23 protein-coding genes are annotated in these 26,426 nt (G+C 64.4%); 8 read left to right on the top strand and 15 right to left on the bottom strand.

Annotated features, from left to right (window positions below; translation table 11 throughout):
• From G6P88_RS02225 to G6P88_RS02210, 4 genes are read left to right on the top strand one after another with little or no spacing between them, the layout of a single operon-like run.
• Positions 1-357 (top strand): hypothetical protein, encoded by a 357-nt coding sequence (locus G6P88_RS02225; RefSeq protein ID WP_165321636.1) that lies wholly within the window; start codon positions 1-3, stop codon positions 355-357.
• 19 nt (positions 358-376) lie between these two features.
• Positions 377-1,561 (top strand): class I SAM-dependent methyltransferase, encoded by a 1,185-nt coding sequence (locus tag G6P88_RS02220; protein ID WP_165321635.1) that lies wholly within the window; start codon positions 377-379, stop codon positions 1,559-1,561.
• Position 1,562: 1 nt separating this feature from the next.
• Entirely contained in the window at positions 1,563-2,639 is a 1,077-nt protein-coding gene (locus G6P88_RS02215) for an LLM class flavin-dependent oxidoreductase (RefSeq protein ID WP_165321634.1), read from the top strand.
• Between the two features lies 1 nt (position 2,640).
• Positions 2,641-3,642 carry a DUF1838 family protein gene (locus tag G6P88_RS02210; RefSeq protein WP_165321633.1) on the top strand — a complete coding sequence of 334 codons (1,002 nt, stop codon included), beginning with the start codon at positions 2,641-2,643 and terminating at the stop codon, positions 3,640-3,642.
• 4 nt (positions 3,643-3,646) lie between these two features.
• On the opposite strand, the gene G6P88_RS02205 is transcribed toward G6P88_RS02210, so the two are convergent.
• The 3 genes from G6P88_RS02205 to G6P88_RS02195 all read right to left on the bottom strand — a co-directional run bounded on the left by G6P88_RS02205 (position 3,647) and on the right by G6P88_RS02195 (position 5,945).
• Positions 3,647-4,447 (bottom strand): alpha/beta fold hydrolase, encoded by an 801-nt coding sequence (locus G6P88_RS02205; protein ID WP_226946691.1) that lies wholly within the window; start codon positions 4,445-4,447, stop codon positions 3,647-3,649.
• A 149-nt stretch (positions 4,448-4,596) separates the two neighbouring features.
• Positions 4,597-4,989: a Cap15 family cyclic dinucleotide receptor domain-containing protein gene (locus G6P88_RS02200; RefSeq protein ID WP_165321631.1), complete on the bottom strand. Its 393-nt coding sequence runs from the start codon at positions 4,987-4,989 to the stop codon at positions 4,597-4,599.
• On the bottom strand, positions 4,986-5,945 hold the full coding sequence (locus G6P88_RS02195; RefSeq protein ID WP_165321630.1) for an alpha/beta fold hydrolase: 960 nt from the start codon (positions 5,943-5,945) through the stop codon (positions 4,986-4,988). The genes G6P88_RS02200 and G6P88_RS02195 overlap by 4 nt, the downstream gene beginning before the upstream one ends.
• Before the next feature lie 169 nt (positions 5,946-6,114).
• Between G6P88_RS02195 and G6P88_RS02190 the strand changes: the two genes are divergently transcribed.
• Positions 6,115-6,960, top strand: coding sequence for a DUF1838 family protein (locus tag G6P88_RS02190; protein WP_165321629.1), 846 nt, complete (start codon positions 6,115-6,117; stop codon positions 6,958-6,960).
• Between the two features lie 45 nt (positions 6,961-7,005).
• On the opposite strand, the gene G6P88_RS02185 is transcribed toward G6P88_RS02190, so the two are convergent.
• The 4 genes from G6P88_RS02185 to G6P88_RS02170 form a co-directional block, all read right to left on the bottom strand.
• Positions 7,006-8,322, bottom strand: coding sequence for an MFS transporter (locus G6P88_RS02185; RefSeq protein WP_226946690.1), 1,317 nt, complete (start codon positions 8,320-8,322; stop codon positions 7,006-7,008).
• Positions 8,319-9,335, bottom strand: a complete 1,017-nt coding sequence (locus G6P88_RS02180; protein WP_165321628.1) for a phosphotransferase enzyme family protein — start codon at positions 9,333-9,335, stop codon at positions 8,319-8,321. Before G6P88_RS02180 ends, G6P88_RS02185 begins: the two co-directional genes overlap by 4 nt.
• Positions 9,310-10,158 (bottom strand): alpha/beta fold hydrolase, encoded by an 849-nt coding sequence (locus tag G6P88_RS02175; protein ID WP_165321627.1) that lies wholly within the window; start codon positions 10,156-10,158, stop codon positions 9,310-9,312. Before G6P88_RS02175 ends, G6P88_RS02180 begins: the two co-directional genes overlap by 26 nt.
• Positions 10,159-10,321: 163 nt before the next feature.
• A complete protein-coding gene (locus G6P88_RS02170) occupies positions 10,322-12,886 on the bottom strand; it encodes a TonB-dependent receptor (protein ID WP_165321626.1) in 2,565 nt (854 codons plus the stop codon).
• Positions 12,887-13,245: 359 nt separating this feature from the next.
• Between G6P88_RS02170 and G6P88_RS02165 the strand changes: the two genes are divergently transcribed.
• From G6P88_RS02165 to G6P88_RS02155, 3 genes are read left to right on the top strand one after another with little or no spacing between them, the layout of a single operon-like run.
• Positions 13,246-14,580: an MFS transporter gene (locus G6P88_RS02165; RefSeq protein ID WP_165321625.1), complete on the top strand. Its 1,335-nt coding sequence runs from the start codon at positions 13,246-13,248 to the stop codon at positions 14,578-14,580.
• Between the two features lie 13 nt (positions 14,581-14,593).
• Entirely contained in the window at positions 14,594-15,598 is a 1,005-nt protein-coding gene (locus tag G6P88_RS02160) for a Gfo/Idh/MocA family protein (protein WP_247710562.1), read from the top strand.
• Complete coding sequence (locus G6P88_RS02155; protein ID WP_206335840.1) at positions 15,595-16,452, top strand: formylglycine-generating enzyme family protein; 858 nt, start codon at positions 15,595-15,597, stop codon at positions 16,450-16,452. The genes G6P88_RS02160 and G6P88_RS02155 overlap by 4 nt, the downstream gene beginning before the upstream one ends.
• A gap of 9 nt (positions 16,453-16,461) precedes the next feature.
• Here G6P88_RS02155 and G6P88_RS02150 read toward each other — a convergent pair whose 3' ends face one another.
• The 8 genes from G6P88_RS02150 to G6P88_RS02115 form a co-directional block, all read right to left on the bottom strand.
• Complete coding sequence (locus G6P88_RS02150) at positions 16,462-18,012, bottom strand: carboxylesterase/lipase family protein (RefSeq protein WP_165321622.1); 1,551 nt, start codon at positions 18,010-18,012, stop codon at positions 16,462-16,464.
• 90 nt (positions 18,013-18,102) lie between these two features.
• Positions 18,103-20,595, bottom strand: a complete 2,493-nt coding sequence (locus G6P88_RS02145; RefSeq protein ID WP_165321621.1) for a TonB-dependent receptor — start codon at positions 20,593-20,595, stop codon at positions 18,103-18,105.
• A 144-nt stretch (positions 20,596-20,739) separates the two neighbouring features.
• Entirely contained in the window at positions 20,740-21,675 is a 936-nt protein-coding gene (locus tag G6P88_RS02140) for a DUF1838 family protein (RefSeq protein ID WP_165321620.1), read from the bottom strand.
• 141 nt (positions 21,676-21,816) lie between these two features.
• A complete protein-coding gene (locus G6P88_RS02135; protein WP_165321619.1) occupies positions 21,817-22,578 on the bottom strand; it encodes an SDR family NAD(P)-dependent oxidoreductase in 762 nt (253 codons plus the stop codon).
• On the bottom strand, positions 22,578-23,213 hold the full coding sequence (locus G6P88_RS02130; RefSeq protein WP_165321618.1) for an isochorismatase family protein: 636 nt from the start codon (positions 23,211-23,213) through the stop codon (positions 22,578-22,580). The genes G6P88_RS02135 and G6P88_RS02130 overlap by 1 nt, the downstream gene beginning before the upstream one ends.
• The gene (leuD, locus tag G6P88_RS02125) at positions 23,210-23,833 is read right to left on the bottom strand and encodes a 3-isopropylmalate dehydratase small subunit (RefSeq protein ID WP_165321617.1); all 624 of its coding nucleotides are present in this window, start codon (positions 23,831-23,833) and stop codon (positions 23,210-23,212) included. The genes G6P88_RS02130 and leuD overlap by 4 nt, the downstream gene beginning before the upstream one ends.
• A complete protein-coding gene (gene leuC, locus G6P88_RS02120) occupies positions 23,830-25,233 on the bottom strand; it encodes a 3-isopropylmalate dehydratase large subunit (RefSeq protein WP_165321616.1) in 1,404 nt (467 codons plus the stop codon). The genes leuD and leuC overlap by 4 nt, the downstream gene beginning before the upstream one ends.
• Positions 25,230-26,234 (bottom strand): alpha/beta fold hydrolase, encoded by a 1,005-nt coding sequence (locus G6P88_RS02115; RefSeq protein WP_165321615.1) that lies wholly within the window; start codon positions 26,232-26,234, stop codon positions 25,230-25,232. Before G6P88_RS02115 ends, leuC begins: the two co-directional genes overlap by 4 nt.
• Positions 26,235-26,426: the final 192 nt, after the last annotated feature.

The raw sequence follows: 26,426 nt of genomic DNA, 5'->3' as shown, positions 1-26,426 counted from the left end.
ATGGCAGAACGCGTAAATCTCGACCGCAAGGTCTTTCCCAAGGGCAGCCAGCCTGTCGTCTTCGGCGACCAGACGACCGACGCGCTGGCCGGCATGGTGCTGGCTCTGCTTGGCGAGGTCGTGGTTCTGAAGGACCGGCTCGACGCCAATGAGCGGCTGCTGAAGGCGGCGGGGCTGCATGGTCCCGCAGATATCGATGCTTTCTCGCCCGACGCCGAGGTGCGCGCACATCGCGGCGCCTATCGACAGGCGATCTACGACCGTGTGCTGGGCATCGCACGTGACCGGCTGCTGCCGGAAGCGCTCGCCGAACAACAGGCCTATGAGGGCGAAGTCGCCCGCGTCGCCGCCGACTGATCTTCAAAGGAACGATCCCATGTCCGAGATGAACCATCAGCACTTCGGCCACGCGGTGATGCCGCAGGCCACCCATGACGAGCAGGCGATGGAGGATCACTTCCTCGCCATGCGCATGTGGACCAACCGCAATCTCGACCCGCTCGACCGTCGTCTGCTCGACGAAGTGATCGTGCCGCAGATTACTGCGAAGACCGGCGCCACGCCGAAGGCAAGCGCGCAGGTCCGCCAGGCGCTCGAGGCACATCCCCTGCACCAGCTCTGGCTGACGCTCTCCCTGTTCTACCAGGATCGCATCTGGCAGGTGCTCGACGGTGCGATCGATCGCCAGTTCGACGAACTCGCCGCCAAGGTCGAAGCACAGGTCGCGACGCCCAAGGGCAGCCTGCGCCTGAACCCCGACCTGGAAATCCCGCGCTACATTGCCGCGATCGACCATCACCGCATGCCGGGCAGCTATACAGTCGATACGGCTGACAAGGATTTCCGCGCCGGTGCGCTGTACGATCGCTTCGCCTCGACCTATCTGCGTAACCTCAACGGCGGATGGAAGAATGACGGGCGCGGCCACACGCTGGCCAGCCACGTCCATGATTTCTATCCGGATCTTAAACCACGCCGCATCCTCGATCTTGGCTGCTCGGTCGGGCATTCCACTGTCGCCATCGCCCAGGCTTTCCCGGACGCCGAGGTCTATGCGATCGATGTCGGCGCGCCGATGCTGCGCTATGGCCATGCCCGCGCCGAAGCGATGGGCGTCGCCATCCACTTCAGCCAGCAAAATGCCGAAGCCACCGATTTCGAGGATGGCATGTTCGACCTCGTCACCTCGTCCGCGCTGATGCACGAGACGTCGGCCAAGGGCATGCGCGCGATCATGAAGGAATGCTTCCGCCTGCTCCGGCCAGGTGGCGTCATGTGCCATGTCGACGTGCCGCCCCGGCACGAGCATCTGTCGCTGTGGGATCAGATGCGCTGCGACTTCGAAAGCCATTACAACAACGAACCTTTCATGACCTCGCTGGCGCGCACCGACTGGGTGCAGGTCGCCGAAAAGGCGGGGTTCGAGCGAGATGCTGTCGCTGCCGGCTATCGCAAGGGCACCTTCTTCCTGAAGCCTGAACGATCCGACTTCTTCACCGAAGGAGACCCCAACGGCCGGACGCTGCTCGGCTCCTGGTATGCCTGTTCTGCGGTAAAGTAACATGCCGGTAGAGATTAACGGCCTGCTCAACCACAATATTTCGAGCGAAACCCATCCGCTGCCGTTCGAAACCTTCGATCCCGAAGGCATCGCCCGCATGGCGCGGCTCCACGACGAATGGGGCTATGACAAGGTATTGGTCGCCAATGCGGCGTCGATGCCCGACAATTTCACCATCGCCGGCTATGTGGCCGCTCAGACCAAGCGCCTGGGCGTCATGCTGGCGCACCGGCCCGGATTCATCCCGCCGACCATGGCGGCTCGAATGCTCGCCACGCTCGACCGGCTGATGCCCGGCCGCGTCGGCGTCCATATCATCACGGCGGCGAGCGACGAGGAGACGCAGGCCGACGGCGACTATCTGAGCAAGGTCGAGCGTTATGACCGGGCCCGCGAATATATCGGTCTGCTCCGGCGGATGTGGACCGAGCAGGCACCGTTCAGCCATGAGGGAGACTGGTTCCGCTTCACCAACGGCTTTGCCGTGGTCAAGCCGACCGACACCGAAATCCCGGTCTATTTTGGTGGGATGAGCCCGGCTGCGCTCGCGGTCGCGGGCGAATGCTGCGATTGTTTCGCGACCCTGTCGGACACGGTCGAGGGTATGACCGAGGTGGTGGCGAAGGTCCGCGCCGAGGCCGCGCGCCACGGTCGTGATCCGCGCTTCCTGATGTCGATCCGCATCGTCATGGCCGATACCGAGGAAGCCGCCTGGGCGCGGGCCGACGCGATCCGCGATGCGGTGGCGGCGAACATGGGGAAGCTGGCGGTCAATGCACCCGCTGCCAAGGCCGACGGCTTCCGGAGAACCGAGGCGATCGCGGCGCGGGGCGACCGGCTGGAAAAATGCTTCTGGAACGGTATCAACCAGCTGCGCGGGGGACAGAGCAATTCGGGCGCGCTGGTCGGCACACCCGAACAACTGACCGATGCGCTGATGGATTATTACAAGGCTGGCGTGTCCGCCTTCATCCTGCGCGGCTTCGATCCGGTCGAGGATGTCGTACGCATCGGCCGAGACCTGATCCCGGCCTTCCGCGCTGCCGTGGCGCAGCATGATAGGGAGTTGGTGGCCTGACATGCTGATCGACACGATGACCGGCGCCGTGACCCGACGCGGCCTGCTCAGCGGTATGGGATTTGCCGCAGGAGCTGCCGTTCTCTCCGGGCCGGGGATCGCGTCTAGGGGCGGCGGCCCGGTCCGTCCGCTCGACATTCAGGATCCGCGCGACAATCTTTATGGCTTCGCCAAGATGTGGGGCACGATCGGCCCCAAGCCCGTCATCAGCGCCTATCAGGGCGTCCAATATGCCGTCGTGAAGGGCAAGCGCGCCAAGCCGCTGTTCGGCTTTCAGGGCTTCGCCAATATCCGCAACCTGATCCTGCCCGATGGCAGCGTGAAGGTCATGGGCAAGGAATGCGGCTATTTCACCGACCTCGCCAGCGGTGCGATCATCGACGTCTGGGACAATCCCTGGACCGGAGAGCGGGTCGAAACCTGGCCCTTCCTCAACGACAAGTTCCGGGGGACGCTGGGCCTCACGCGCAAGGTCTATGAGGTCAACGGCAGCAGGACCGTCAATAACGATGCCCAAGGCGGCAGCGACGCCGAGCCTTTCCGGCTGCCCTGGCAGGTGATCGGCGACCAATATCTTCTGGGCTGGGACTATGCCCATGAATATGTGAACCCGGTCACTCCCGAGGGCTGGCCGAAGGCGTCGTCGGGTCGAGTCGTCAACCCGTCCGAGCATTTCGTTCTCTATACACCGCGCGCCGAGATCGACGACCGCTCGGTGATGTCCGCGCGCTATCAGGGGGGCTTCATGCGGCAGGGGCCGTGGTGGCCGTGGATGAAGATGGGGCAGTCCGGCGTGGACGGCGTACTGATCGGTCGCATGCACTCCTACAAGATCACCGGCTCGCATGACGACATCCCGCGCGCCGTTCTCGACCGCGTCGTGAAGGATCGTCCCGATCTGCTCGACGACCCGACCGACGGACCGGACGCCGGCGTGGTGGACACGTTCGGCAAATATGCGCGGGACGTGCCGCCCGAGGTTCCCGGCTACAAAAAGCCCTGACCCGTCAGTCGCGGGCGACGCGCTCGATGAACGGCATGGCCTTGTCGAGCGCGCGCACCGGGCAGTCGAGCGGCATCATGTGGCCGCAGCGGTCGACCACCACCATATGCTTGTCCTTCGCGGCGGCAAGTTCAAAGGCCTTCGCCCCCTCGCGATCAAGCCGTGTTTCATGGTCGTCGGCCGACCAAAGGAGCAGCGTGGGGGCGGTGATTCTGGGCAGATCGTCCGGTGTCCGGCTCGTCGGCGTGGACCGGGCTGCTGCCATGGCGGCACCGGGACGCTGAAGGACGCGGTTGTTCAGCAGCGTCCATTCCTCGGCCAGCGCCGGCGTTACCACCGACATATCCGTCACATTGTGGAGCAATATCTGTCGCCAATATTCGGGCACATGGTAGCCCGGGTGGCGGGCATCATCCGCAAGGGCGTCCTTGAGGGTCTGCGGCAGGCCCGCCATGTCGAACTGCACCGGACCCACGGCGATATTGTTGAGGATGACGCCTGCCACGCGTTCAGGGTGCGCTGCCGCATAGGCCGCCGTGGGAACGCCGGCGCTCGACGTTCCGACGATGAGGAAGCGTTTCGCGCCGGCAATCTCGGCCAGTGCGTCGATGACACGAAAGCGGTGCTCGAGCGAATAGTCTGCCGCCGGATGCGGGCCGGATAGCCCCATGGGCGACTGGTCGTAGCGGATGACGGTGTAGCGCCCGCGTAGGCGCTTCGCCCATGCATCCCATTGCCGCAGGCTGGCGAAGGAGCCATGCAGCAGCAGGATGGCCGGTCCGCGTCCCTCGACGACATAGTGCACTGTCTCCCCGTCGATCTCCACGAAACGGGAGGCGGGCAAAGCGTAACGTGCCCTCAGTTCGGCGTCGGTCGGACTTGGAGGGCGATCGGGAACCGGGGCTTGGGCCGTCAGCGCGCTGAATGCCGCCAATGCGGTCCATAGTCGTCGCATCAGACCCGCTCCGCCGCCAGCTTCATGATCACATACCGACCGTTATAGTTGCAGGACGATCCCTCGGCGCGGATCAGATCGGCGTCGAACGTCAGTTGCGACAGGCCGAAAAATTCGTGCGAGGCGGTCGCTTCATGCTCGGGGTCCGCCTCATAGCCATAGCGCAGGCGCCAGGCGCCGTCCGGCAGACGCTCGAGCTTTTCCGCAAAACTCAGCGATCGTGAATTGCGCCCGCCGCTCGCGCCGCCCTTGGTCGACATGATCACGCCCGGTGCGGTATCGCCATGGACAACCTCCATGTCGGCGTCCCATTCGTAGAGCGTGGAACCGTCGGGGGCGAGGGTGGTGCCATGCAGCGCCCACTGCCCGTAAATGTCGGGGGATGTCGTCATTTCACGGTCCTGTCGAGCCATGTGCGCAAGTCGCGCGCGGTATCCCGGGGCAGTTCGAGCATCGGATAATGGCCGACGTCGGGATAGTGGATCACATCGACCTTCGCTCGCTCGAACTGGGAGACCGCCTTGGTCGCGAGATCCTTGGGCAGCACCGGATCGCGATCGCCCCACTGCAGCAGGATCGGCGCGGTGACTTGCGCCGCATCGCCCGCAGCGCCCTTGGCCCAGACGGCTTTCTTGTTGGCCTCCCAATATTCCTTCACCCGCGCGAAGCCGCCAGGGATCGTGTTGGTCTGGTAATACCAGTCGACCGTCTCATCGGTCAGGCGCTCGGGCCGCCCGTACAGTTCGGAAAGCGATTGGCGATAATAGGCGCGCGGATAATAATTCGGGACGAGCGTTTCGTGCGTCCAGATCATCGCCCACATCAGCCGGCTGAAATCGGTCGTTGGTGGCGCCTCCAGGGGGAGGGCGGAGAGCGCCAGCGCGGTCACCTGCTCGGGATGGCGGGCGGCATAGAGCGTGGAAATCGTCGCACCGCTCGACGTGCCGACTATCGCGAAGCGCTCGAGCCCCTTGGCCGCGACGACCTTCTCCAGCAGAGCCACCACTCCCGGCATGCCCGTCGAGGGAGCCGTATCCGTCGACAGCCCATAGGGTGGCCAGTCGAACCGAATGACCCGATATTTGTCCTTCAGCGCATCGGCCCAGCCATCCCACTCGCGCAGATTGGTCATCGAGCTGTGCAGCATGATCACCGCAGGCCCGTCGCGCGGACCTTCGTCGCGCATGTGAAGCGTAGCGGTGCCGATCTTCTCGAACGTCGATGGCGCCGTGGCCTGGGTCGCCCTGACATTCTCATAGGACGGATTCCACAGCCCCATCCGCATCGAACCGAGCACGGCCGCAATGGCGATGATGAGCAGACCGACAAGCTTGATCAGGCGTTTCATGGGTTCTCCTCGCCGGGCCGTGATGGGCAGCAGCCTATGGTGCAGCCGCCACAGCGCGATGCGCCTTTGGCGCCTGTCCGCAAGTCGGATAGACCGGCCGTCAGGCTGGCTCGTCTGTCACGGTCACAACAGCCTGCCACGGTAGAACCAAAGCCTGGGGGACAATGAGATGATCGACCGCCGCGACCTGCTCACCGGGCTGAGCGCAACCGGGGCACTGCTGATGGCCGGAAGGCCGGCGCTTGCGGCGGGTAATCCGCTCGACGTCACCAGCCCCGAAGGCCGGTTGCGCACCTTCATCATGATGCGCGGGGCGCTGGACGAGGGACTGATCACCAGCTGGGTCTCGGCGCGCTATTATGGCGTGGTCGAGGATCGCATGGATCCGCTGTTTGCGGTCGTGTCGGCGGTCTTCTCTCGCTACCGCCAGGTCGCCGATGGCTATGAGGCGGTCAACTTCGAACTGGCCTGGTTCACCGATCCTGTAACAGGCAAGGCTCTGGACCTCTGGAAGAACCCCTATACCGGAAAAGACTGCAAGGTACCGACCGGGGGATTGCCGCCGTCGAAAATCCGCTTCGGCAGGGATCTGTCTTTTCACATCGCGCGAGAGGTTCCGGGCCTGCAGATGGAGCACGATGTATTGCCGTTCGACGTCCGCGGCGACGATGTCTGGGTGACCGAACGATCGCGCACCGCGATGAGCTTCCCCGGTGCGCAGCGGCCTTTCCGCTATTCCGAAAGCAACACCTTCCACGCCAAACGGCACGACCTCATCCGCCCCGGCGCGACCCGCGTGACCAGCGAGGTGAGCTTCACCAATGTCTGCTCGTGGCGCCCATGGATGGAGATGGGCGACCGCCCCGGCCATCTCACCGCCACCGGCATAGGCCGTCAGAATGCGACGATGGAATCGCTCCCGCCTGCCTTTCTCGAGGCTACCGCCGCACGACGGCCGGACGTCTTGAAGGCTCCGGCAGCGGTTCTGCAGCCCTTGTGGGACGCCAGGGCCTAACTACCGGGGGCGCCGCTGGGCCAGGCCCGGCAGCGCCCGATTTCCTTAGACAGGCCGACGGCGCCCCATATTTCTCTCCGCCAGAGCATAGAGGCCGCTGGCAGCGATCACGCAGGGGATCACCACGAGGGCGATGGACCAGCCGACTTTGGCCGGATCGCCAAACCCACGCTCGGTAATGGTGGCCACGAGCAGGGGGCCGAGCGTCGCACCCAGCAGGGTGTTCAACACGAGCGTGAGCGAGATGGCACTGCCGCGCATGTTCGAGGGAACCAGCGTCTGCAGGGTGGCGAACATTACCGTTCCCACGCAGGCGAAGATCGCGTTGGAAGACGCCACGAGAATCGCCGCAAGGCGAGGATCTCCGGCGAGGACCGCCAGGCCCGAGGGGATCGCGCAAAGAGGCGCGAACCTGAGAATCACGAAGCGGGCTCCGTCGCGCCCCTGCCGCACCGCTCGGTCCAGCAGCCATCCGCCGAGCAGGGGACCCGTCGCCGAAAAGGCCATGGCGAAAGGTCCCAGCCATGCGCCGAGGAAGGCCGGACTGACGCCGTAGCCGCGCAGCAGCAATGTCGGTGTCCAGGCACCGGCGCCGTAAGCGGCCGTGAAGCAAATCGCGAAGCCGAGATAGAGCGGTAGCGTTACCCCGCGATGGGCCCATAGCCAGCGCAGTTCCGCAGCGCCCGCTATGCCTTTGGCCGATGCCGGGATTGCGGCGCCCTTTCGCTCGGGTTCTCGGGTCAGCAGCGCCAGCGCTGCCGCCACCCCGATCCCGCCCGCGCCGAACAGGACGAAGGCGATGCGCCACGGAGCGAGTGTCTCCAGCACGGGGAACCCTGCAAAAGCGCCTCGCGCGGCATGAGTAAGGACCAGACCCGTGAGCGTGATGGCCAGCCCGTTCGCGAGGCCCTGACCCATCATATAGAGACTGATCGGTCGCCCGCGACGGTCGGGCGGGAAGAGATCGGCGATGAGCGAGATGGCGCAGGGACCGAGTGCCGCTTCACCGAGACCGACCATCAGCCGCGCGGCGAAGAGCGAGCCGAAGCCCTGCGCCAGGCCGCTCCCGATCGTGGCGAGGCTCCAGAGGGCGATGCCGGCCGCGACCAGCCTCTTGCGCGAGACCCGGTCGGCGAGCAGTCCCATCGGCATGCCCATGACGGCATAGAAAAGCCCGAAAGCGAGCCCCTGAAGCAGGGCGACCTGCTCGTCGCCGATGCCGATGTCCTGTCGTACCGGGTCGACCACGATCGCCAGCACGCCGCGGTCGATGACCGAGAAAACGCCCGCGAGGAACAGCAGCCCGACCATCCCCCACGCGCGGGCGGGGGATGGCCAACGGGTCTCAGCGGCGGCGTTCACAACAGGCCCGCCGCACGGGCGCGGGTCTTGATGTAATCGCCGAGCCAGTCGAGATTGCGGAAGCGCAGGGTACCGCGCCCGACAGCGGTCGAGCTGTGTGCCATACCGGCGACGAGGCGCAGCGCCTTGGCCATGAGAAACACTTCCCCTGCGGCAATTTCTTCCGCCGTGAACGGACGAACCGACTGGTAGCCCGCTTCAAACGCGTCGCCATAGGCCGGGTCGAAACCGTAGAAGAGGTTGCCCCAGACGAAGTTCTTCACATCCTGCATGAGGAAATCCTCTCCCGCAGCGTCGAAGTCGAGAAGCGTGATTGCACCATCATCGGTGACGTGGACGTTCGACGGATGAAAATCGCGGTGGCACACGCCGAGCGGTATCTTGCCCGATGCCGCATATTCGTCGAGCCGTCGGTCGAGATTGGCCGCGATGACGGGATAATCGCGCAAATCGTCGGGTCGATCATAAACGAAGTCGATCAGCGCCGGCATGCAGATATTATAGTCCTTGGCCGTCTTCGTGCTGAACCTGTGCTCTGCCCCGGCCCAGTCAAATCCGGCCAGATGCATATGCGCGAATGCCGCGCCGATCCGGTGCGCAGTATCGGTCGAAAGCCGTTCGCCGAACTTTACACCCGGCGCCCAGTCGTACATCGCGACCGCGCGGACGCCTTCGGGGCTGTCCACCTTGAAATAGAGCGCACCATCCAACTGGGGCACCGCGACCGAAGCCGGGAAGCCCTGCCGGCGCAGATAGTCGAGGAAGCCCAGTTCATAAGCGACATCGTCGGGTTCTCGGTAAGTCTTGCGCCAAACGCGCAGCGCATATTTGGCCTGCGCGTCCTGGACGAGGTAGACGTCGTTCATGCCCCGATAGAGCAGGAAGCAGCTGACCTCGCCCACCACCGCATAGCGGGTACGGACTTGAGATGCGATCCAGTCCGGATGGAGGACCGAATGAGATACCCCAGCCTGGGGCAGGACGGCGTCAGTGGAGGAAAGAGCGTATTTCATGGGCCAGTATCTCCGGCGCGATATCGAAAATGTCGCGGTCGAGATCGGGCAGTTCCCGCACGACCGCATAAGGAAGGAGCCGGGCCGCCTCTAGCGAGACGGCACGCAGATCCTCGGCGGGTTGCAGGACCAGGACGGGGCAGGGGACCTGTGCGAGACGGGCAAAGTCCCATCCCCACACGCCCTTGTAAGCCCAGGTGAAACGATCGAGCACGGCAGCCTTGTCGGCAAAGTTCAGCACGGCCTTCGCCAGCGGCACCCGGCCGTCGCGCGACGCGACGACATAGGTCCACAGGCGCTGGAGCAGGTCGAGAACGACCTTGCCTTCCTCGTCCGGGGGCGGAAACGCCTCGGTCTCGGCCAGCTTCCTTGCGCGGGTGGGCGCATCGTACATCGGGATACCTGTCATCACCGCGCTGCGCACCCTGTCGGGGCGAAGAATGGCGAGTTCGGCTGCCAGCAGCGTGCCGGTGTGGAAACCGTAAAGATCCACATTGTCCAGCCCCAACGAATCCAGCGCGTCCGAGAATGCCTCCGCATAACCCGCCATGCCCGGCGGCGCAGGCGGAGCATCCGACATGCCATAACCGGGCGTGTCGAAGGCAAATATCCTGCGGTCGGTGGCGAGTTCGGCGATCAGCGGCTCATACTCGAAGCTTGAGGACGGATTCTGGTGCAGCATGACGAGCGCAGGCATGCCCGGCGCGATCTTTTCATCGTCCGGTCCTGCGGTGCGATAATGCATATGGCCAAACCGGCACGCGGTATAGCCACGCCGGATGAAGCGGGCGTTGGGCGGTTTCGAGGCGAAGGCGGACGTCATATGTCGGTTCGAAGGATGCCCGGTCTTCGAGTGGCAGCGCATCTCTTCGCGGCTTTGTCCGCTGTGCGGGCAGGATCGGCGTCTTGACCTGAAATCAACCCAAAAGAAAAGGGGCGACGCCGATGGCGCCGCCCCCGAGTATCGACCTCGATGGTCGGAGGGATCAGAACTTGTAGCTTCCGCGGATCCCGACCGTACGGAGCTCGGGCAGGCCCACGTTCAGATAGCCGAAGGCGGCACCCGACAGGGCAAAGCTCGGCTCCAGCAGGTTGTTCTGGGCGACGGCGGTATAGTCCTTGTTGTTGAACAGGTTGGTGACGAACGCCTCCAGCCCGAACTTGCCTTTGTTGAAACCGATGCGGCTGTTCACCTGCGTGCGGCTCTTGATCCAGGTGATGTTGGCTGCGTCGACGAACTGCCGCGACTTGTAGGAAAGGTCGGAGCGGACGAACCAGCCCATGTCTTCTGCAAGCTTGCCCGTATATTGCACGCCGATATTGGCGGAATATTTCGACGTCAGCGGCAGCTGGTTGCCCCTGAAGCCGTCGCCCGTCACACCGGTCAGCCGGGTGATCGACGGATCGGCGAAGGAGCGGATCGAGCTCTCGTTGACGGCGCCCGACGCGTTGATGGTGACGCCGTCAATCGGTTCCGCATTGATGTCGAGTTCGAAGCCCTTGACCCGCGTCTTGCCGGTGTTCGCGACGCCGCTGACGATCGAGGGCACGGCGTTGGGAACCGTGGTGTCGAGGAAGATGACCGAGCGGTTGTTATGCTGGTCGGTCCAGTCGGCGAGATAGGCTGCGGCGGTGACGTAGAGCCGCCCGTCGAGGAACTTGCCCTTGAGGCCAAGCTCATAGTTGGTGAGCTTCTCGGGGCGAACCACGACCCCAAGGCCGATGCTCTCCGCTGCCGCGAACTCGCCAGCCGTTCCCGACAGGAACGAGGTGTTGAACGAGCTTAGCGTGACGTTCGCCGCCTTCGACCAGGACGCGTAGACCATGACGTCCGGGTTGACGTCATAGTTGACGATGACGCGCGGCATGAAGTTGTCGAACGACTTGTTGAAGAAGGAGGTCAGCGGCGCGAACGTGCCGGCGGGCAAGCCGTAGGTGCTGGCTGCGGCGGCGCCGATCGTCAGCGGGCGGCCGCCGACATAGGCATAGACCTTGTCGCGCTGCCAGCGTCCTTCGGCGCTGATGTTGAGTGCTTCGGTGACATCATAGCTGACGCTGCCGAACACGCCCCAGGTTTCCGCGCGGCCCGGCGGCGTGAGCGTGCTGGTCGACCGTGCCCCGGCGAACTGCTCTTCGTTGAACACGCTCAGCAGCGCGCCTGCTGACTTGGTGTCGAGATAGCTGGCGCCGAGCATCGCCTTGATCGCACCACCTTTGTCATAGGATGCGCGAACTTCCTGCGAAAAGTCCTTGTTCTTGCGCTCGACGAGGAAGGGGAAGGTCCAGAAGGTTCGCAGGCCGTTGGCTGCCGTCGCGACAGGATTACGAAGCAGCGAGCTGTCGTAATTGTCGAGGTCGGCCATCTGCGAATAGAGCTCGTTATTGTAGCCCGTCAGCGACGACAGGGTGACACCGGTATCGCCGAGCTCATAATCGACGTTCAGGTGAAGATGGTAATATTCGCGGACGAGGCCGTAGCCGCGGGTGCCCTTTTTCGGGTTCGTGACGCGCTGCGTGGGATTGGCGAGAATGCGGGCGAGCAGAGCGTCTTCGACCGTGTTCTGCGCGGGGCTGAAGCCAGCTGGCAGCGAGGGGAGGGCGCCGCAGATGAACGGATTGGTGCCGTTAAGCGTGCAGTTGGCGAGGCTCGGTACGATCACCGTGCCGGCGGTGCTACCACTGCGGGCCGGAATGTTGACGCTGCCGTTGTTGGCGCGGATTTCGTAAGCGGACAGCATGCCCTGCGCCGACGGACCGTCATCATCCTCGGAATAGAGGCCCATGGCCTTGATCTTGAGCGAGTCCGACGGCGTAAGCTCGATCTGTAGCGTTCCGGTGCGGGTCTTCTGATCGCCGAGCGTCTCGTTCGGATTGGCGGCGTTCTTGTAGGAGCCGTCCTTCGAGAAGCTGCGTCCGGTAATACGGAAGCTGAGGATATCCGGCACGACCTGCCCTTCGAGCGCGACCGAAACGTCGTAGTTGCTGCGGGTGCCGCCCATCGCCGTGATCGAGCCGCCGAACTCCTTGCCCGGCGACTTCGTCACGACGTTGATCGCGCCGGCAAAAGCATTGCGACCGAAATAGGCGTTCTGCGGCCCTTTCAGCAGTTCGATCCGGGCCGGATCGATCACCGCATTGAGCGCGGTGGCAGAGGCGACCGGCACGCCGTCGATGAAGCTGGCGGTCAGCGTCGAGGTCGTGGTCGACGGCGTCATGCCGCGCAGCGAGATCTGCTGGAAAGACCGGTCGTTGCGGCCGGAATTGGTGTTGGATACGTTGATGCCGGGCGTGTTGAGCACGACGTCGTTGACGCTGGTGATGCCGCGCTGCTCGATGTCCTTGCTGGTCAGCGCCGAGATCGCGATCGGCGTGTCGAGCAGGCTTTCTTCGCGCTTGCGGGCCGTTACGACGATCACGCCGAAACCGCTATCGTCCGCCGCCGCCTGCGCTTCGGCCTCTGCCGCGAACGCAGGCGGCGGCGCAACAATCGCGGTGCCTGCCAAGGCAATCGACAACATGGTGAGCGAAGTGGACTTGACGTAGCGTTTCATGTTCTGCCCCCTATCCGACGCCGAATTATTTCGAAGTCGCAAGAATATCTTCCGGAAAATCCCGGCTGTTTCAGTGTTTGAAGCAGTTTATGGGCCGTCCAGCTGCGAGTAAGCCGGAAATTCGGCGAGCCTGCTTTCGGATTATGAGGCTTGATCCGATCCCCTCCATTCACAACGATCAGACTTGTGAGTATCCGCCAATCGGAGATTCTGCTATGGCCCGAGCGGCGGCGGCCATTGCGCGGCAACTTGGCTCCCGATCCGGGCGAGATCTTGCGGATGCCCGACCCGCAGGGGCCTCGACGGATGGGGAGATCGTCCGAATGTCTTTTACAGATCAATCACATGGCGCATCGGGCTTGACCAAGCCGGTCAAGGCCGGCTTCGCGTTGGGGCAGGTGGCGGGGCAGTTGTTCCGCGATGCGCCTTCTCTTCTGCTGCTCTTCTATCTGACGAATGTGATGGGCATTCCGCCTGCTATCGCCGGCGCCTCGATATTCGTGCCGAAGGTGGTCTTCGGCGTCATATTCGATCTGTGGATCGGCGTCGCCTCAGACCGCATGGCCACGCGCTTTCCCCGGCGCAGGTGGCTGCTCATCGGCGGGCTGGCGGCGCCCTTCGCGATGCTTGGGCCTTTCGCCGTGCCCGACGCCGCGCTGGCTATCCAGGTGGCTTGGGTCTTCGTGACCTTCAGTGCCTATATGGCGGTCTACTCGACCTTCTCGGTACCCTATCTCGCCCAGTTCACGGAAATGTCCTCCGATCCGGTCGAACGGACCGAGCTGATGGGCTGGAAGCACGGCTTCACCGGGCTGGGCGTCCTGCTTTCGTCTTCCTTTGCGCCGATGCTCGTCAATGCCCTTGGCATGGACCGGCAGGGGCATCTGATCACGATGGTCGTGCTCGGGCTGATTGCGATGAGCTGCCTGCTGGTGGCGTGGCGTTTCGCGGCGCGCATTCGCGAACCGCGCGGTGGCGCCAAGGCGTTCGCGCTGAAGGACCTGCCACGGGCCTTCGCCGATCGGCGCTTCGCGATATTGTGCCTGTCTGCGGTGGTGATGACGGTAGGGGCGGGGATTTCCTACGCCGGATTCCCGTTCTTCGTGAAATATGCGATGGCGCGGCCGGAACCGCTGCACGACATCGGCGTGATGTCGGCGATCATGGCGGTGGCGGTCATGGCGGGTTCGCCGCTGTGGGTGATGGTTGCGCGCCGAATCGGCAAGAAGCGGACCTATGTTATCGCGGCCAGCGGCCATGGCCTCATCACGCTTCTCTGGGGTCAGATGGCCGACGTTCCAATGCCGGTGGCATGGGCGTTGGCGGCCATGATGGCGGCGTGCAACGCCGGCTGGGGTACGATCGTGCTCTCGCTCCTGTCGGATTGCATCGCCCACGCCCGCGACGAGCATGACGAAAATCGTGCGGGCACCTATTCGGCGATCTGGTCGGTGATCGAGAAGGCGGGGATCGCCTTCGGCGGAACCCTGGTTGTGGGTGCGCTGCTATCCGCCTGGGGCTTCGACGCGACCGCCGCACGGGCGGGCATCGCGCAGTCTGCCGAGGCGATTACCGGCACGATCATGGCCTATTCGGTGGTACCTGGCGTAACCAAGCTGATCGCGGCGTTCATCATCTGGCGTTTCGTGCATGAAAAGCCGAAAGCGCCTGAGGGAGCATTGGCCCATGCCTGAGCCGCTCGGACTTTTGCTGATCGGCTGCGGCCGGATATCGGGCGCGCATCTGGCCGCGCTCTCAGGGCTCGAGAACGAGATCCGTCTCGTCGCCACCGTCGACAGCGACACGGCGGCGGCAGAGCGCGCGGCGGCGCCTTTCGCGGCCCTTGCCCTGACCGATGTTGCGCAGGCCCTGGCCCTGCCGCAGGTCGACGCGGTCCTGATCGCCAGCCCCAACGCCCTTCATGGGCCGCAGAGCCTGGCGGCACTGCAAGCCGGCAAGCATGTGCTTGTGGAAAAACCGCTGGCCGAAAGCGGGATGGAGGCACGGGCGCTGGCGACCGAAGCAGAGCGACGCGGGCTGGTGCTCGCCGCAGGGCATACCTATCGCCACAACGCTGCCGTTGCCACGCTCATCGATCGAATGCCGGAATGGGGCCCATTGCGGGCCGTTGAAGTGTCGTCCTGCGTGTTCTGGGACGGCCCCCAAGCGCCATGGTGGGCAGAACGCACAGCCGAGGAGGGGCTGATCCTCTCGCTGTTCGCGCCGCATTCGCTCGATTTCGTCCAGCTCGTCATGGGCCAGGATGATCCCCTCCGGGTGCAAGTGGAAGCCGCGCGCTGGCAGATGGGCTGGCAGGGCGAGGACGAGGCGATGATCCTGCTCGGTTACCCGGGTAGGCGCATGGCCAGCGTCCATATCTCCTACAACCAGCGCCGTGTGTTCGACCGCAAGGTGCTCCATTTCGCGCACGGCGTGGCCGAGATCGTGGATGGCGAAATCCTGAAATGGAATGGCGAGGTCCTGGTCGCGCCGCCGGCAGGAGTGCTGATCGAGCCGACAGCCATGGGTGGCCGAAAGCTCGGCCATTTCTTTGCACAGCAGCTGCGGGAATTCGCTGCTGCCGTCCGGCGGGAGCCGCATCGCTGCCCGACCGGCAAAGACGCCGCGCGCCTGATTGACCTGATTGACCGGGTCAAGGCGGCCGCGCGCGCCACGAGTGCCGACGCCGTCGATCCACCGCTCGGGGGATGATCATGCTGTTCCTGCTTGCGGCGCTGGCCGCCGATGCCCCGCCGGCCAACGGCTATGTTCCTCCCAAGCGGGCAGCGCCTGCGCCGCGCTTTCCGCCCGTCGTCGCCGGCGCGGCCTTTGCCGACTGCCGGGACTGCCCGGAGATGGTCGTAATCCCACCGGGCGAGTTCGTGATGGGATCGACGGCGGACGAGCGGCGCACCTTGGGCGTACTCGCGATGTTCGACCGGATGGAGGAACCGCGACACCGCGTCACCATAGGCTATCGCTACGCCGTCGGGCGCTATGCGGTCACGTTCGATGAATGGGATGCCTGCGTGGCCGATGGTGGCTGCAACGGCTATCGGGCCGACGATGCAGGGTGGGGGCGTGGCCGCCGCCCGGTGATCAACGTGAACTTTGCCGACGCGCAGGCTTATGCAAGCTGGCTGTCGCGGCGGACGGGCCAGCGCTATCGCCTGCTATCGGAAGCCGAGTGGGAATATGCCGGGCGGGCAGGCACCGATACATGGTATCCGTTTGGCAACGCGATCGACCCGTCCAGAGCCAATTACGGCAACCACCATGACCGCACGACGCCGGTTGGCTCCTATCCACCGAACCGCTTCGGCCTCCACGATATGACCGCGAATGTCGCGCAGTGGGTGGAGGACTGCCACCATGATGATTATGTCGGCGCACCGCTCGACGGGTCGGCGTGGATGGGTGGCCCCTGCACCTTGCGCAATGTGCGTGGCGGCGGTTGGAGCCTGTCCGGGTGGAGCGTACGTGTCGCCCAGCGGATCGGGGATCCGCCGGGCGCGCGCAACGATCATCTCGGCTTCCGCGTCGCCAGGGAGCTGCCGCAGGATTAGGCCGGAGGATCAGGGCTTGGTCTTCGCGAACGCCTCGATCAGGTCGAGCTTCTCCTTGAACGGATCGGCGCCGGCTTCGGCCGTGCCGTCAGGCTTGTGCTGCAGCAGAGCTTCGCCCTTGAGCTCATAGGCGGGCCAAAGCGGAAGCGACTGGCCGTTGGGATTCCCCGACTTCGCGAAGTTCACGACATAGGCATGGGCAAGAGCCGCGGCCTTGCGATCCTGCGCGGTGGTGGAGGGACCATAGCGGGCGTCGACGGTGTTGAAGAAGTAGGGAATGTCGGTCGCGTGTGGCGCCCCCGCCTTCCACTCGCCACGCTTGCTTTCCGCAACATAGCCGAAACGATAGACGAACGCTTGCTGCCCCGCCGCCAGTGCGTGGCGGGCGACGAAGCGGGCGGGCTCCGCCATATATTGGTCGCCCGTCAGATGGCGCATCGCGTCGCCGAACTCGGTGGTGCCGTCGGGATCATAGGCCTTGCGCAGAGCAGCCCCCCGCGCGCCGAAGCTTGCAAAGAGCGCATCCTTGTCCTTTGCGGCGGTGATCCCGCCATCGGCGCTGGTCATTCCGATCATCACAGGGACGGGTGCGATCCTCCCCGCGTCCATCAGCCTGTCACTCGGACCCGCGATCACCGAGCCCTCGGCCACCAGCCCACCGACATAGGTGGGCGGCGTGGCGAAGCGGTCCGCGAAGAGGTTGCTGCCCTGCACGGTCGGGGCGGGGAGGGCCCGGATCGCGGCGAGGCCTGTAGCCCCTCTGTCGGTCACACCCTGGCTTCGCGCGAAATCCACGCCGACCTGCTCGCCCTTTGCCATGGACGCGGTCGGAAGGAGTGACCGGCCGCCGCCCGACATGGCGATGGCGCCCTGGAACAGGCCGCGCGCCGAGGGCATGGTCATGAGGTTGATCACGGCCGTGCCGCCGGCGCTTTCGCCGATGATGGTTACCCTTGCCGGGTCGCCGCCGAAGCTGGCGATATTTTGCCTGACCCATTTGAGAGCCGCGACCATGTCCTCCATCGCGAAATTGCCGACCGGCTTGCCGGCCTCCGCCGTCAGCGCTGGATGGGAGAAAAAGCCAAAACGGCCAAGGCGATAGTTGAAGCTGACAAACACCACGCCATCCCGTGCGAAGGCCGAACCGTCGTAGATGGCTGGCGAGGTACCGCCGGTGACGAAGGCGCCGCCATGGATCCAAACAAGAACCGGCAGCTTGGCACCGGCCTTTACGGCGGCGGGCTTCCAGACGTTGAGATAGAGGCAGTCCTCGGCGGGCGTCGTGCGCAACGGAGCCTCATCGCGGGCGAAGGGGTTCTGCATGCAATCGTGCCCGAAGGCGGTCGCCTCGCGAACGCCCTGCCACGGCACCACTGGCTGGGGACTGCGCCAGCGCTTCTCGCCGAGCGGCGGCGCGGCATAGGGAATACCTCGGAAAATGACCACATCGCCTTCGAGCGAGCCTGCGACCTTTCCGCTCGTGGTAGGCGCCTCGGCTGATCGGGCATCGAGATTGGCGGGCAGGCCGAGCGCAGCGAGTGCGAGGACAAGTGTTTTCATCCGGAAATGCTCCCTTGCTGAAACGAAAGAGGGCCGGGCGCTTGCACGCCCGGCCCCATATTCTTCTGATCGATGGGCTGACCCTTTGGATCAGAAGGCCACCTTCATCTGAATGCCCGCCGTGCGCAGTTCCGGCAGGCCGACGAGGACTGCGGAGAAATTGCCGAGGCGCGACAGCGTCTGGTCGATGACGTAATTGTCGGCGATGCTCGTGTAGGTCTTGTTGTTGAACACGTTGTTTACGAAGACCTCGAAGCTGACCTTGCCCTTGCTGACGCCGGTGCGCAGGTTGAACAGGTGCAGGTCGGCGGTCCGCGTCGTGTTGGCTTGGTTCGACCACATGCCCGACTTGAAGTTCCAGTCGCCACGCAGGAACCAGCTGGCATCGTCGAACCCACGGAGATCGCCGGCAAACTGGACGCCGACATTGGCCGACCATTTCGAGGTGTTCGGCATTTCCTTGCCGGAATAGTCGAAGATACCCGTCAGCTTGCTGACCTGCGTGCTGCGGAAGTCCTTGATCTTGGTATCGGTATAGGCGCCTGCAGCGTCGATCGTGATGAGATCGCTCAGCTTGAGGCTGGTCTCGATCTCGAGACCCTTGATGTCGACGGTGCCCGAGTTCGAGAAACCGTTGACGAAGCTGGTCCCGGTCGCACTGCCTGCATCCGGAATGGTGAGCAGGATCGCGTTGATCTGGTTGCGCCACTGAGCAAAATAGGCGGCCGCGGTGTAGCGCAGCCTGCCGTCCAGTGCGCGGCCCTTGATGCCCGCCTCATAGTTGGTGATTTTCTCCGGGTCGACCGTCAGCGTCACGCCCGCGTCCACGGCGGCCTGCTGGACGCGCGCGGTCTGTGCGATGATGCTGCTGTTGAACTGCGACGGGTTCACGCCTTTCGAGAAGGAGGCGTAGATCATCGTGCTGGGCGTCGCCTGCCAGTTCGCGATCACGCGGGGCAGGAAGTTCTTGAACTTCTTCTTCGCGAGCAGCTGGCCTGGCGCATAGGTCCCAGCAGGAACGAACGCACTGCTCGCAACGACTTGGCCGGTCGGCGCCGCATGCGCCTCGAGCGTGTCGATCTGATAACGGCCTTCGACGCTGAGCGACAGTGTGTCGGTGAAGTCGTAGGTCAGGCCGTAGAAAGCGCCGATCGTCTTGTTGATGTTCTTGCCGCCTGGAGTAAGCACGGCTTGCGTCAACGCGCCGATACCGCCGCCCTGGCCCTGAATCAGATAGGCATTGAGATAGCTGACGCCGACGACGCCCCGAAGCGCGCCGGTGTCGAGCGAGAGGCGTCCTTCGGCCGAATAGTCGCGGGTGCGGCGCTCGATCAGGAAGGGGAAATCGAAATAGCCGCGAGGATTGGTCGTCGACGCGATGGCACTGGTGTCATTGCCGTCGAGGTCGATCATCGTCGTCCATTCCTCGTAATTGTAACCGGCGAGGACCGACGCGCTCAAAATGTCGCTGAGTTCATAATCGATGGCCGCGTGCAGATGATGATAGTTGCGCAGCAAGCCATAGCCGTCGACGCCATCCTTGGCAGGCACGGTGCGGCGCTGCGGGATGGCCAGGAAATTGCTCGTGATGGAATCGTTGACCGTGTTCGCCGACACAGGGTTAACGAGGCCGGGGAGCGTGCCGCAGATGAACGGGTTGCTGGTCGCCGTGCCGAAACCCTGCACGCCGACGCTGTTGCCGGTGAGCGTGCAGTTGGACTGGCTCTTGTACAACACATTGCCCGCCGCATCCTTGATGTCATAGGCGAGCAGGCGGGTCTGCGCGGATGGACCGTCCTTGTCCTGCGAGACGAGGCCGAACGCCTTGATCGTCAGCTTTTCGGTCGGTTTGGCGACGATCAGCAGCGAACCGCTGTTGGTCGACTGGTCGCCCAGCGTGCTGCCGTCCGCAGCGTTTTTCCAAGAACCGCTCTTCGAGAACCGCTCGCCGCTCAGGCGGAAAGTCAGCGCGTCGCCGATGATCGAACCCTCGACCTCGCCGCGCAGACGATAATTGTCACGCGTACCGACCATGCCGGTCAGTTCGCCCGCCCATTCGCCCGACGGGGTCTTGTTCACGACGTTGATCGCGCCGGCAAAGGTGTTGCGGCCGAAATAGGCGCTCTGCGGGCCCTTCAGTATCTCGATCCGCTCGGGAGCCGAGATGGCGGTGAAAGCCGAAGGGGACGATACCGCGACACCATCGATGAACAGCGACGTCGTGGTGGCCAGCGTCGTCGACGGCGTGAAGCCGCGCAGCACGATCTGCTGGAAAGAGCGGTCGGCATGGCCGGAGGAGTTGTTGTTGATGTTCAGCGCCGGGGTCGACGAAGCCAGGTCCTGCATCGAGACGACGCCGCGCTTCTCCAGCGTCTCCGACGTCAGTGCGGTCACGGTGACCGGGACCTTGAGCAGGTTTTCCTCGCGCTTACGCGCCGTAACCACGATCTCGCCCGCCACCTGCGGAGCGTCCGCTTCTGCGGCACCCTGGGCATGAGCCGGCATGGCGACGCTGAGCGCCGCCATCATCGAAATAGCCGAAACCGAAGCGACCGAACGCTTCAGGATAGCCTCCCTCATCATAATTCCCCTTCGTTGAAAGTCGGGCCGCGCCATCGCGCCCGGGTTCGTTCCTGCTGCGGCGCTTTCCGCGCTCTTGATCCGCTCGGGACGAGCGATGTCATCCGCTCGAGACGAACGGCTTCTTGTTCTCCAAAAAAGCAACGATTACTGTGGGTTGGTCGCCATATAGTCGAGCGTGTCGAAGCGCAGCTTCGTCCAGCTCTTCCGGTCGAATATCTCGGGGGTGTAGTCCTGCAGACCCTTGAGCGCCTTGACCGGTATGTCGTCCAGCGAGCGGACCTTTACACCGGCCGCTCGGCCATGCGTGCGGCCGGGCCGCGATCCCATGGCGAGCCATGGATGCCACGAGCCGAGATTCTGGAAATGGTGGAATGCGTCGGCCGAGCTCACGCTATCGTCGAACGCCTGGGCGACCGGGGCGCCCGTGGTCGAGACCGTGTCCCAATAGGCGATCGGGCCCGAGGAGAATTTCGGATATTTTTCCGGGCTGACCGGATTGGGTCGTGCCATGTCCGCCATGGCGCCCACGAACAACATGCCACCAAAAGCTTCCATCCGCATCGGCCTCGGGGTCAGCTCCGCACCCATGGCGACCATTCCATCAGGTCCATGGGTCACGGTGAAGGGGCCGCCGAGAAACTGGAACGGCTTGCGCACCTCACCCGTGATCGGGTTTTTCCATTCCTCGAGAACGTCATCCGTATCGAACGCGCAGTAGACGCCGCATTCGAAGGTCTTCGCCTGGTAGCGGTTGCCGGACAGCGGAGTCCATTCGTTAACGCTCAGATGGTTCAGCGTGAAGAAGGGCACCAGATTGCCGTCGCCGGTAAAACCATAGATGTTGAGCCGATAGAAGATGTTCACCGTCTCCTGCTCGCAGGATCCGGCGACGCGGGCCCGAACGCGGGCCCGGGTGGCGGGATCGGCCAGGCGCGCCATGGCCTCGGCATCCGAGATGGCTGGAGATACTGGTCGAGCCTGTTTGCCACCCGCAGCTTCGGCGAGCGAGGGAACGGCGGCCAGACCGGCCGCAAGCGGCAGAGCGGACATCAGGGAACGACGAGTCAGGTCAGCGGTCATCTGGCTAAGTCCCTCGATACGGCGCCGAAAAGCAGCTCTTATTTGTTATAGAATGACGACATTTGCGCGCCGGGGACTGACATAATGCGCCTCTGTCCGCCTGTCGGAACAGTTCGCCCTGATTCCGGCCGGCAGCGCGGTTCAGCGTCCGCCGGTAACGTCGAGCGTAGTCCCGGTGATATAGCTTGCCTCGTCGGATGACAGGAACAGCACGGCGTCCGCCACTTCGCGCGCCGTGCCCAGGCGGTGCAGGGGGGTCATCCGGATCGGCGAATATTCCAGACCGTCCTCATGCATCTTGCGGAGATAGGGGCCGGCCAGTTCGGTATCGATCGGTCCCGGCGCGACCGCATTGACGGTGATGCCGTCATCCGCGAGTTCGATCGCGAGCGCGCGTATAAAGCCGGTGACTCCCGCCTTCGCCGTCGAATAGGCGCTCGCCCCGACATGGAAGGCGTTCCACACGGTTCCGTTGCGCGCACCCGACGACAGACAGACGATGCGACCATAGCCCCGTTCCCGCATCCCGGGTACGAACGCTCGCGTGCACAGGAACATGGAACGCAGCGACAGGGTCATTGTGTGATCCCAGTCGGCGACCGTCAGGTCGGTGATCCGACCGCTGCGGCCGCCACCCACATTGTTCACGAGGATCGAGACCGGGCCGAGCGAGGCTGCCGCCTCGGCCAAATTCGCAACGCTCCGTTCGTCGGTGACATCGCACGCCACCGCCAGGCATGGGCGACCGGCATCGTGCAGCAGGGCATCGACGTCCGCCAGACGCGCTTCATCGCGCTCGGCAAGCACGACCTGCGCGCCTTCCTCGGCCAGGCGAAGCGCGGTTGCCTTGCCGATGCCCAGGCCAGCGCCCGTCACGACCGCCACCCGTCCGGCGAGCCTCATCAGGCCGCGAGCCCCCGGAGAAAGGCGATCGCCTCGTCTTCGCCGACGACATCGGCATATTTGGCGTTCATGTCGAACAGATTGGCCTCGTGCGGGGCCGCATGGCGGTCGCCGCAGGCCTCGGCAATCACGGCGGTCCGGAAACCGTGGCTCATCGCATCCACGCACGAGGCGCGGACGCAGCCGGACGTCGTCAGGCCGGTGAGCAGGACCGAGTCGACGCCCATTGCGGTGAGGGTGGAGGCGAGTGAGGTCCCAAAGAAGGCGCTGGGATATTGCTTCGATATGACGAGTTCGTCTTCGAACGGCTCCAGCCCGGGGCCCCAGGCTCCCATAGGATGGCCTTTGACGAAATTCTTGAGCGGCGCAGCCTTCTCGAAGAAGCGGCCGCCATCGATCGCCATGGGGTGATAGACTACGTTGGTCAGAATGACCGGAACGCCGGCCGCACGCGCTGCCGCGCGGACCCGCAGCGCCGAGGCGATCGCATCTTCGACACCCGCATAGAGCTCGCAGCCCGGGTCGAAATAGCCCATGCAGAAGTCGATCAGGATCAGGGCCGGGCGGCGCCCGAAACCCACGCGACGGTCATAGGCTTTCTTGTAATTCGCCAGCAGGTCGTCGTTGTCGCTCATGCTTCGCTCTCCTCGGGGTAGAGCCATGGCTGAAGGGCGCGCTGGCCCGCTTCGAAGCTTGCGATGTCGTCGGCGAAGCGGGCGAGGACGAGGTCTGTCTCGTCCCAGCCATTGAGCAGAGCGAGGCGCCTTTCGGGCGCGATCGCGAAGTCTATGGGCGCGCGGTCGCCGACGCTTACGGTCTGTGTCTCGAGATCGACGGTGAACCGGAGACCCGCCGCCGCAGAGGCGAGCATTTCACCGACAATCTCTGAAGGCAGGATTATCGGGACGATGCCGTTGCGCAGACAGTTATTGTGGAAAATCTCGCCGAGGGCGGGGGCGATAACCGCGCGAACACCGAGCCCATGGAGCGCCCAGACCGCCTGTTCGCGGCTCGAGCCGGAACCGAAATTCGCGCCGGCCACGATCACCGGCGGATTGCGGAAGGGGTCGCTGTTGAGAACATAGCCCGCAACCTCGCTGCCATCGGGATGATAGCGACGATCGTGGAAGGCGTGCTGGCCGAGCCCCTCTCTGGCGGTAAGCAGCAGGAAGCGGGCCGGAAAGATGATATCGGTGTCGATATTCTCTTCCGGCATCGCCGCGGCATGGCCGGTCACGGTCGTGAAGGGCGTCATGCGATATAATCCCGTGCATCGGCAATTCGGCCCGCGATGGCGGCAGCGGCGGCCATCGCGGGGCTCATGAGATGCGTCCGCCCGCCTGCGCCTTGGCGGCCTTCGAAGTTGCGATTGCTGGTGGAGGCGCAGCGGTCGCCCGGAGACAGACGGTCGTCGTTCATTGCGACGCACATCGAACAGCCGGCAAAGCGCCATTCGAATCCCGCATCCATCAGGATCCGGTCGAGCCCTTCGCGCTCGGCCGCGGCGCGCGTCGCCATGCTTCCCGGCACGACGATGGCCTTCACGCCGGGGGCGATCTTGCGGCCCAGCGCGATCGCGGCAGCGGCGCGGAGATCCTCGATCCGGCCATTGGTGCAGGATCCGATGAAGACATGGCTGATCGGGATTCCGAGCAGCGCCGCGCCAGGTTCGAGGCCCATATAGGCCAGCGCCTTTTCCGCCTCGCGTCGTTCGGCGGCATCCGCGATATGGGCGGGATCGGGCAGGCTGGCGTTGACCGGCAGGGTCTGGTTGGGGCTCGTACCCCAACTGACCTGGGGAATGATGGCGCCGAGGTCGAGGGTCACGACCCGGTCATAGGTCGCGCCCGGATCGCTGGGCAGCCTGTCCCAATAGGCGCAGGCCTGCGCGAAGCGCTCGCCCCGGGGCGCAAGCCGGCGCCCCTTGATGAAGGCATAGGTCGTCTCGTCGGGCGCGACGAGGCCGATGCGGCTGCCGGCCTCGATGGTCATGTTGCACAGGGTCATGCGCTCGGCCATCGACATGGCGGAAACAGCCGGGCCGACATATTCGACCGCATGGCCGACAGCGCCATTGGCGCCGATCCGGGCGATCAGGGCGAGGGCGATATCCTTGGCGAAGACCAGGGGATGGCGTTCGCCGACCAGTTCGACCTTCATCGTCTTCGCGCGGGTCTGGCGCAGCGCCTGTGCCGCCATCACGGTCGACTGCTCGCTCGCCCCAATGCCGAAGGCGAGCGCACCGAACGCACCATGGGTCGTGGTATGGCTGTCGCCGCAGACGATCGTCGTGCCGGGCAGGGTAAAGCCCGTTTCCGGCCCGATGACATGGACGATCCCCTGCTCGGGCCCGTCGACCGCTGCATAGGGCACACCAAATTCGCGGACATTGGCCTCGAGCTCGGCGATCTGCGATGCGGCCAGAGGGTCGTCGATGGAGTCCCGCTGGATGGTCGGTATCGCATGGTCGGCAACGGCCAGGTGCGTTTCCGGCCGCCGCAGTCTGCGCCCCTTGCTGCGCAGTGCGACGAAGGACTGCGGGCTCGACACTTCATGGACGATGTGGCGGTCGATATAGAGCAGGGCTTCGCCATCGCCGATCTCGGCGACGACATGGGAGTCCCACAACTTCTCGTAGAGCGTCCTGGCGGTCATCGCGCCTTGTCCCCGGCCAGCGGCACGCCCGCCTCCACATAGGTTTCGATCCAGCGCGCGAAGCGGTCGGGGACTTCGAGCGGCGGATAATGGCCGACGTCGGGCATCAACACCTTCGATATGGTGGCGTTCGACAGATAGCGGGTGATGGCTTTGACGGCGGCCTCGGGCAGCAACGGGTCGCCAGCGCCCCAGACGAGGAAGGTCGGCGTCTTGATCTTCGCCATTTCGATCGCGGCCTGCTTACCGTCACCGATCCGGGCGACCATCGCGATCGGATAGGGCTCGGGCGCGCGGCGGTTGAAGTCCCAATATTCCGCTCTCGTCCTTGCGCTGATCCGCGCGGGATCGCCCGAAAAAAAGGAGAGATATTGGTTCCAGAAGTCGAGGTCCTGATAGCCGGTTTTCCGCACGCGGTCCTGCGCGGCAAGGAAGGCCGGCGTCTGGACCATGTGGCTGGTGTCGACGGGGTCCGACGGCGTGTTGGACAGGATCAGCCGCTCGACCATTTCGGGGCGCTTGGCCGCGAGGTACATCGCCATCGTCCCGCCGCTCGATACACCCACGGCAGCGGCGAGGCGCTTCACGCCCAGCTGCTCGAGCAGACCCTCGGTAACCTCGACCGGCTTCACACTGCGCGCCGCCTCGTCTGTCGCCGGGGAGGACAGGCCGTAGCCGGGTATGTCGAAGCGGATGATCCGGTAGCGCTTCTTGAGCAGAACCGTGATCCGGTCCCAGGTGCGCAGGCTGCTTTGCGAACCGTGGATCAGCAGCAGGACCGGGGCGTTGCGTGGTCCTTCGTCCTTATAATGGATCTCCATGCCCTTTACCGTCATGTAGCGGCTCTGCCCGTCGCCATAGCGCGCGCGCAGTTGGTCAACCGTCAGCCGCGGCGTCTGCGGCGAATCGGGCGCGGTGGCGGCAAGCTGCGCCAGCCCCGGCGCGGCATGGGTCGATAGCGCTATGGCGGCCGCGCATATCAGCAGGTGCAGCGGTTTCATGACATCTCCGACGCAGGCGGTTAACATCAGGCAGTACCCCCCAGCTATCTGCCAATGGCGCATTTTCCGAAAGCCATGCATCTCTATCCGACTGGTGGTGAGCACCGGGCAGTGGATCGACAGGGCAGCGCAGCCTGTGGCGTCTGACAGGATGAACGGGCCTGAAGTGCGGCCACAATCCGGGGGTTAAGG

The organism is Rhizorhabdus phycosphaerae (assembly GCF_011044255.1).
GTDB lineage: Bacteria > Pseudomonadota > Alphaproteobacteria > Sphingomonadales > Sphingomonadaceae > Rhizorhabdus > Rhizorhabdus phycosphaerae.
This window is presented reverse-complemented; position numbering and strand designations above follow the sequence as displayed.

Excerpts from the sequence above, each read along its gene's own strand:
- G6P88_RS02155 (WP_206335840.1), top strand. The coding sequence starts at position 15,595 with ATGATCATGCTGTTCCTGCTTGCGGCGCTGGCCGCCGATGCCCCGCCG.
- G6P88_RS02210 (WP_165321633.1), top strand. The coding sequence starts at position 2,641 with ATGCTGATCGACACGATGACCGGCGCCGTGACCCGACGCGGCCTGCTC.
- G6P88_RS02180 (WP_165321628.1), bottom strand. The coding sequence starts at position 9,335 with ATGAAATACGCTCTTTCCTCCACTGACGCCGTCCTGCCCCAGGCTGGG.
- leuD (WP_165321617.1), bottom strand. The coding sequence starts at position 23,833 with ATGACGCCCTTCACGACCGTGACCGGCCATGCCGCGGCGATGCCGGAA.
- G6P88_RS02135 (WP_165321619.1), bottom strand. The coding sequence starts at position 22,578 with ATGAGGCTCGCCGGACGGGTGGCGGTCGTGACGGGCGCTGGCCTGGGC.
- G6P88_RS02170 (WP_165321626.1), bottom strand. The coding sequence starts at position 12,886 with ATGAAACGCTACGTCAAGTCCACTTCGCTCACCATGTTGTCGATTGCC.
- leuC (WP_165321616.1), bottom strand. The coding sequence starts at position 25,233 with ATGACCGCCAGGACGCTCTACGAGAAGTTGTGGGACTCCCATGTCGTC.
- G6P88_RS02200 (WP_165321631.1), bottom strand. The coding sequence starts at position 4,989 with ATGACGACATCCCCCGACATTTACGGGCAGTGGGCGCTGCATGGCACC.
- G6P88_RS02145 (WP_165321621.1), bottom strand. The coding sequence starts at position 20,595 with ATGATGAGGGAGGCTATCCTGAAGCGTTCGGTCGCTTCGGTTTCGGCT.
- G6P88_RS02225 (WP_165321636.1), top strand. The coding sequence starts at position 1 with ATGGCAGAACGCGTAAATCTCGACCGCAAGGTCTTTCCCAAGGGCAGC.
- G6P88_RS02220 (WP_165321635.1), top strand. The coding sequence starts at position 377 with ATGTCCGAGATGAACCATCAGCACTTCGGCCACGCGGTGATGCCGCAG.
- G6P88_RS02195 (WP_165321630.1), bottom strand. The coding sequence starts at position 5,945 with ATGAAACGCCTGATCAAGCTTGTCGGTCTGCTCATCATCGCCATTGCG.
- G6P88_RS02215 (WP_165321634.1), top strand. The coding sequence starts at position 1,563 with ATGCCGGTAGAGATTAACGGCCTGCTCAACCACAATATTTCGAGCGAA.
- G6P88_RS02150 (WP_165321622.1), bottom strand. The coding sequence starts at position 18,012 with ATGAAAACACTTGTCCTCGCACTCGCTGCGCTCGGCCTGCCCGCCAAT.
- G6P88_RS02190 (WP_165321629.1), top strand. The coding sequence starts at position 6,115 with ATGATCGACCGCCGCGACCTGCTCACCGGGCTGAGCGCAACCGGGGCA.
- G6P88_RS02115 (WP_165321615.1), bottom strand. The coding sequence starts at position 26,234 with ATGAAACCGCTGCACCTGCTGATATGCGCGGCCGCCATAGCGCTATCG.
- G6P88_RS02130 (WP_165321618.1), bottom strand. The coding sequence starts at position 23,213 with ATGAGCGACAACGACGACCTGCTGGCGAATTACAAGAAAGCCTATGAC.
- G6P88_RS02140 (WP_165321620.1), bottom strand. The coding sequence starts at position 21,675 with ATGACCGCTGACCTGACTCGTCGTTCCCTGATGTCCGCTCTGCCGCTT.
- G6P88_RS02175 (WP_165321627.1), bottom strand. The coding sequence starts at position 10,158 with ATGACGTCCGCCTTCGCCTCGAAACCGCCCAACGCCCGCTTCATCCGG.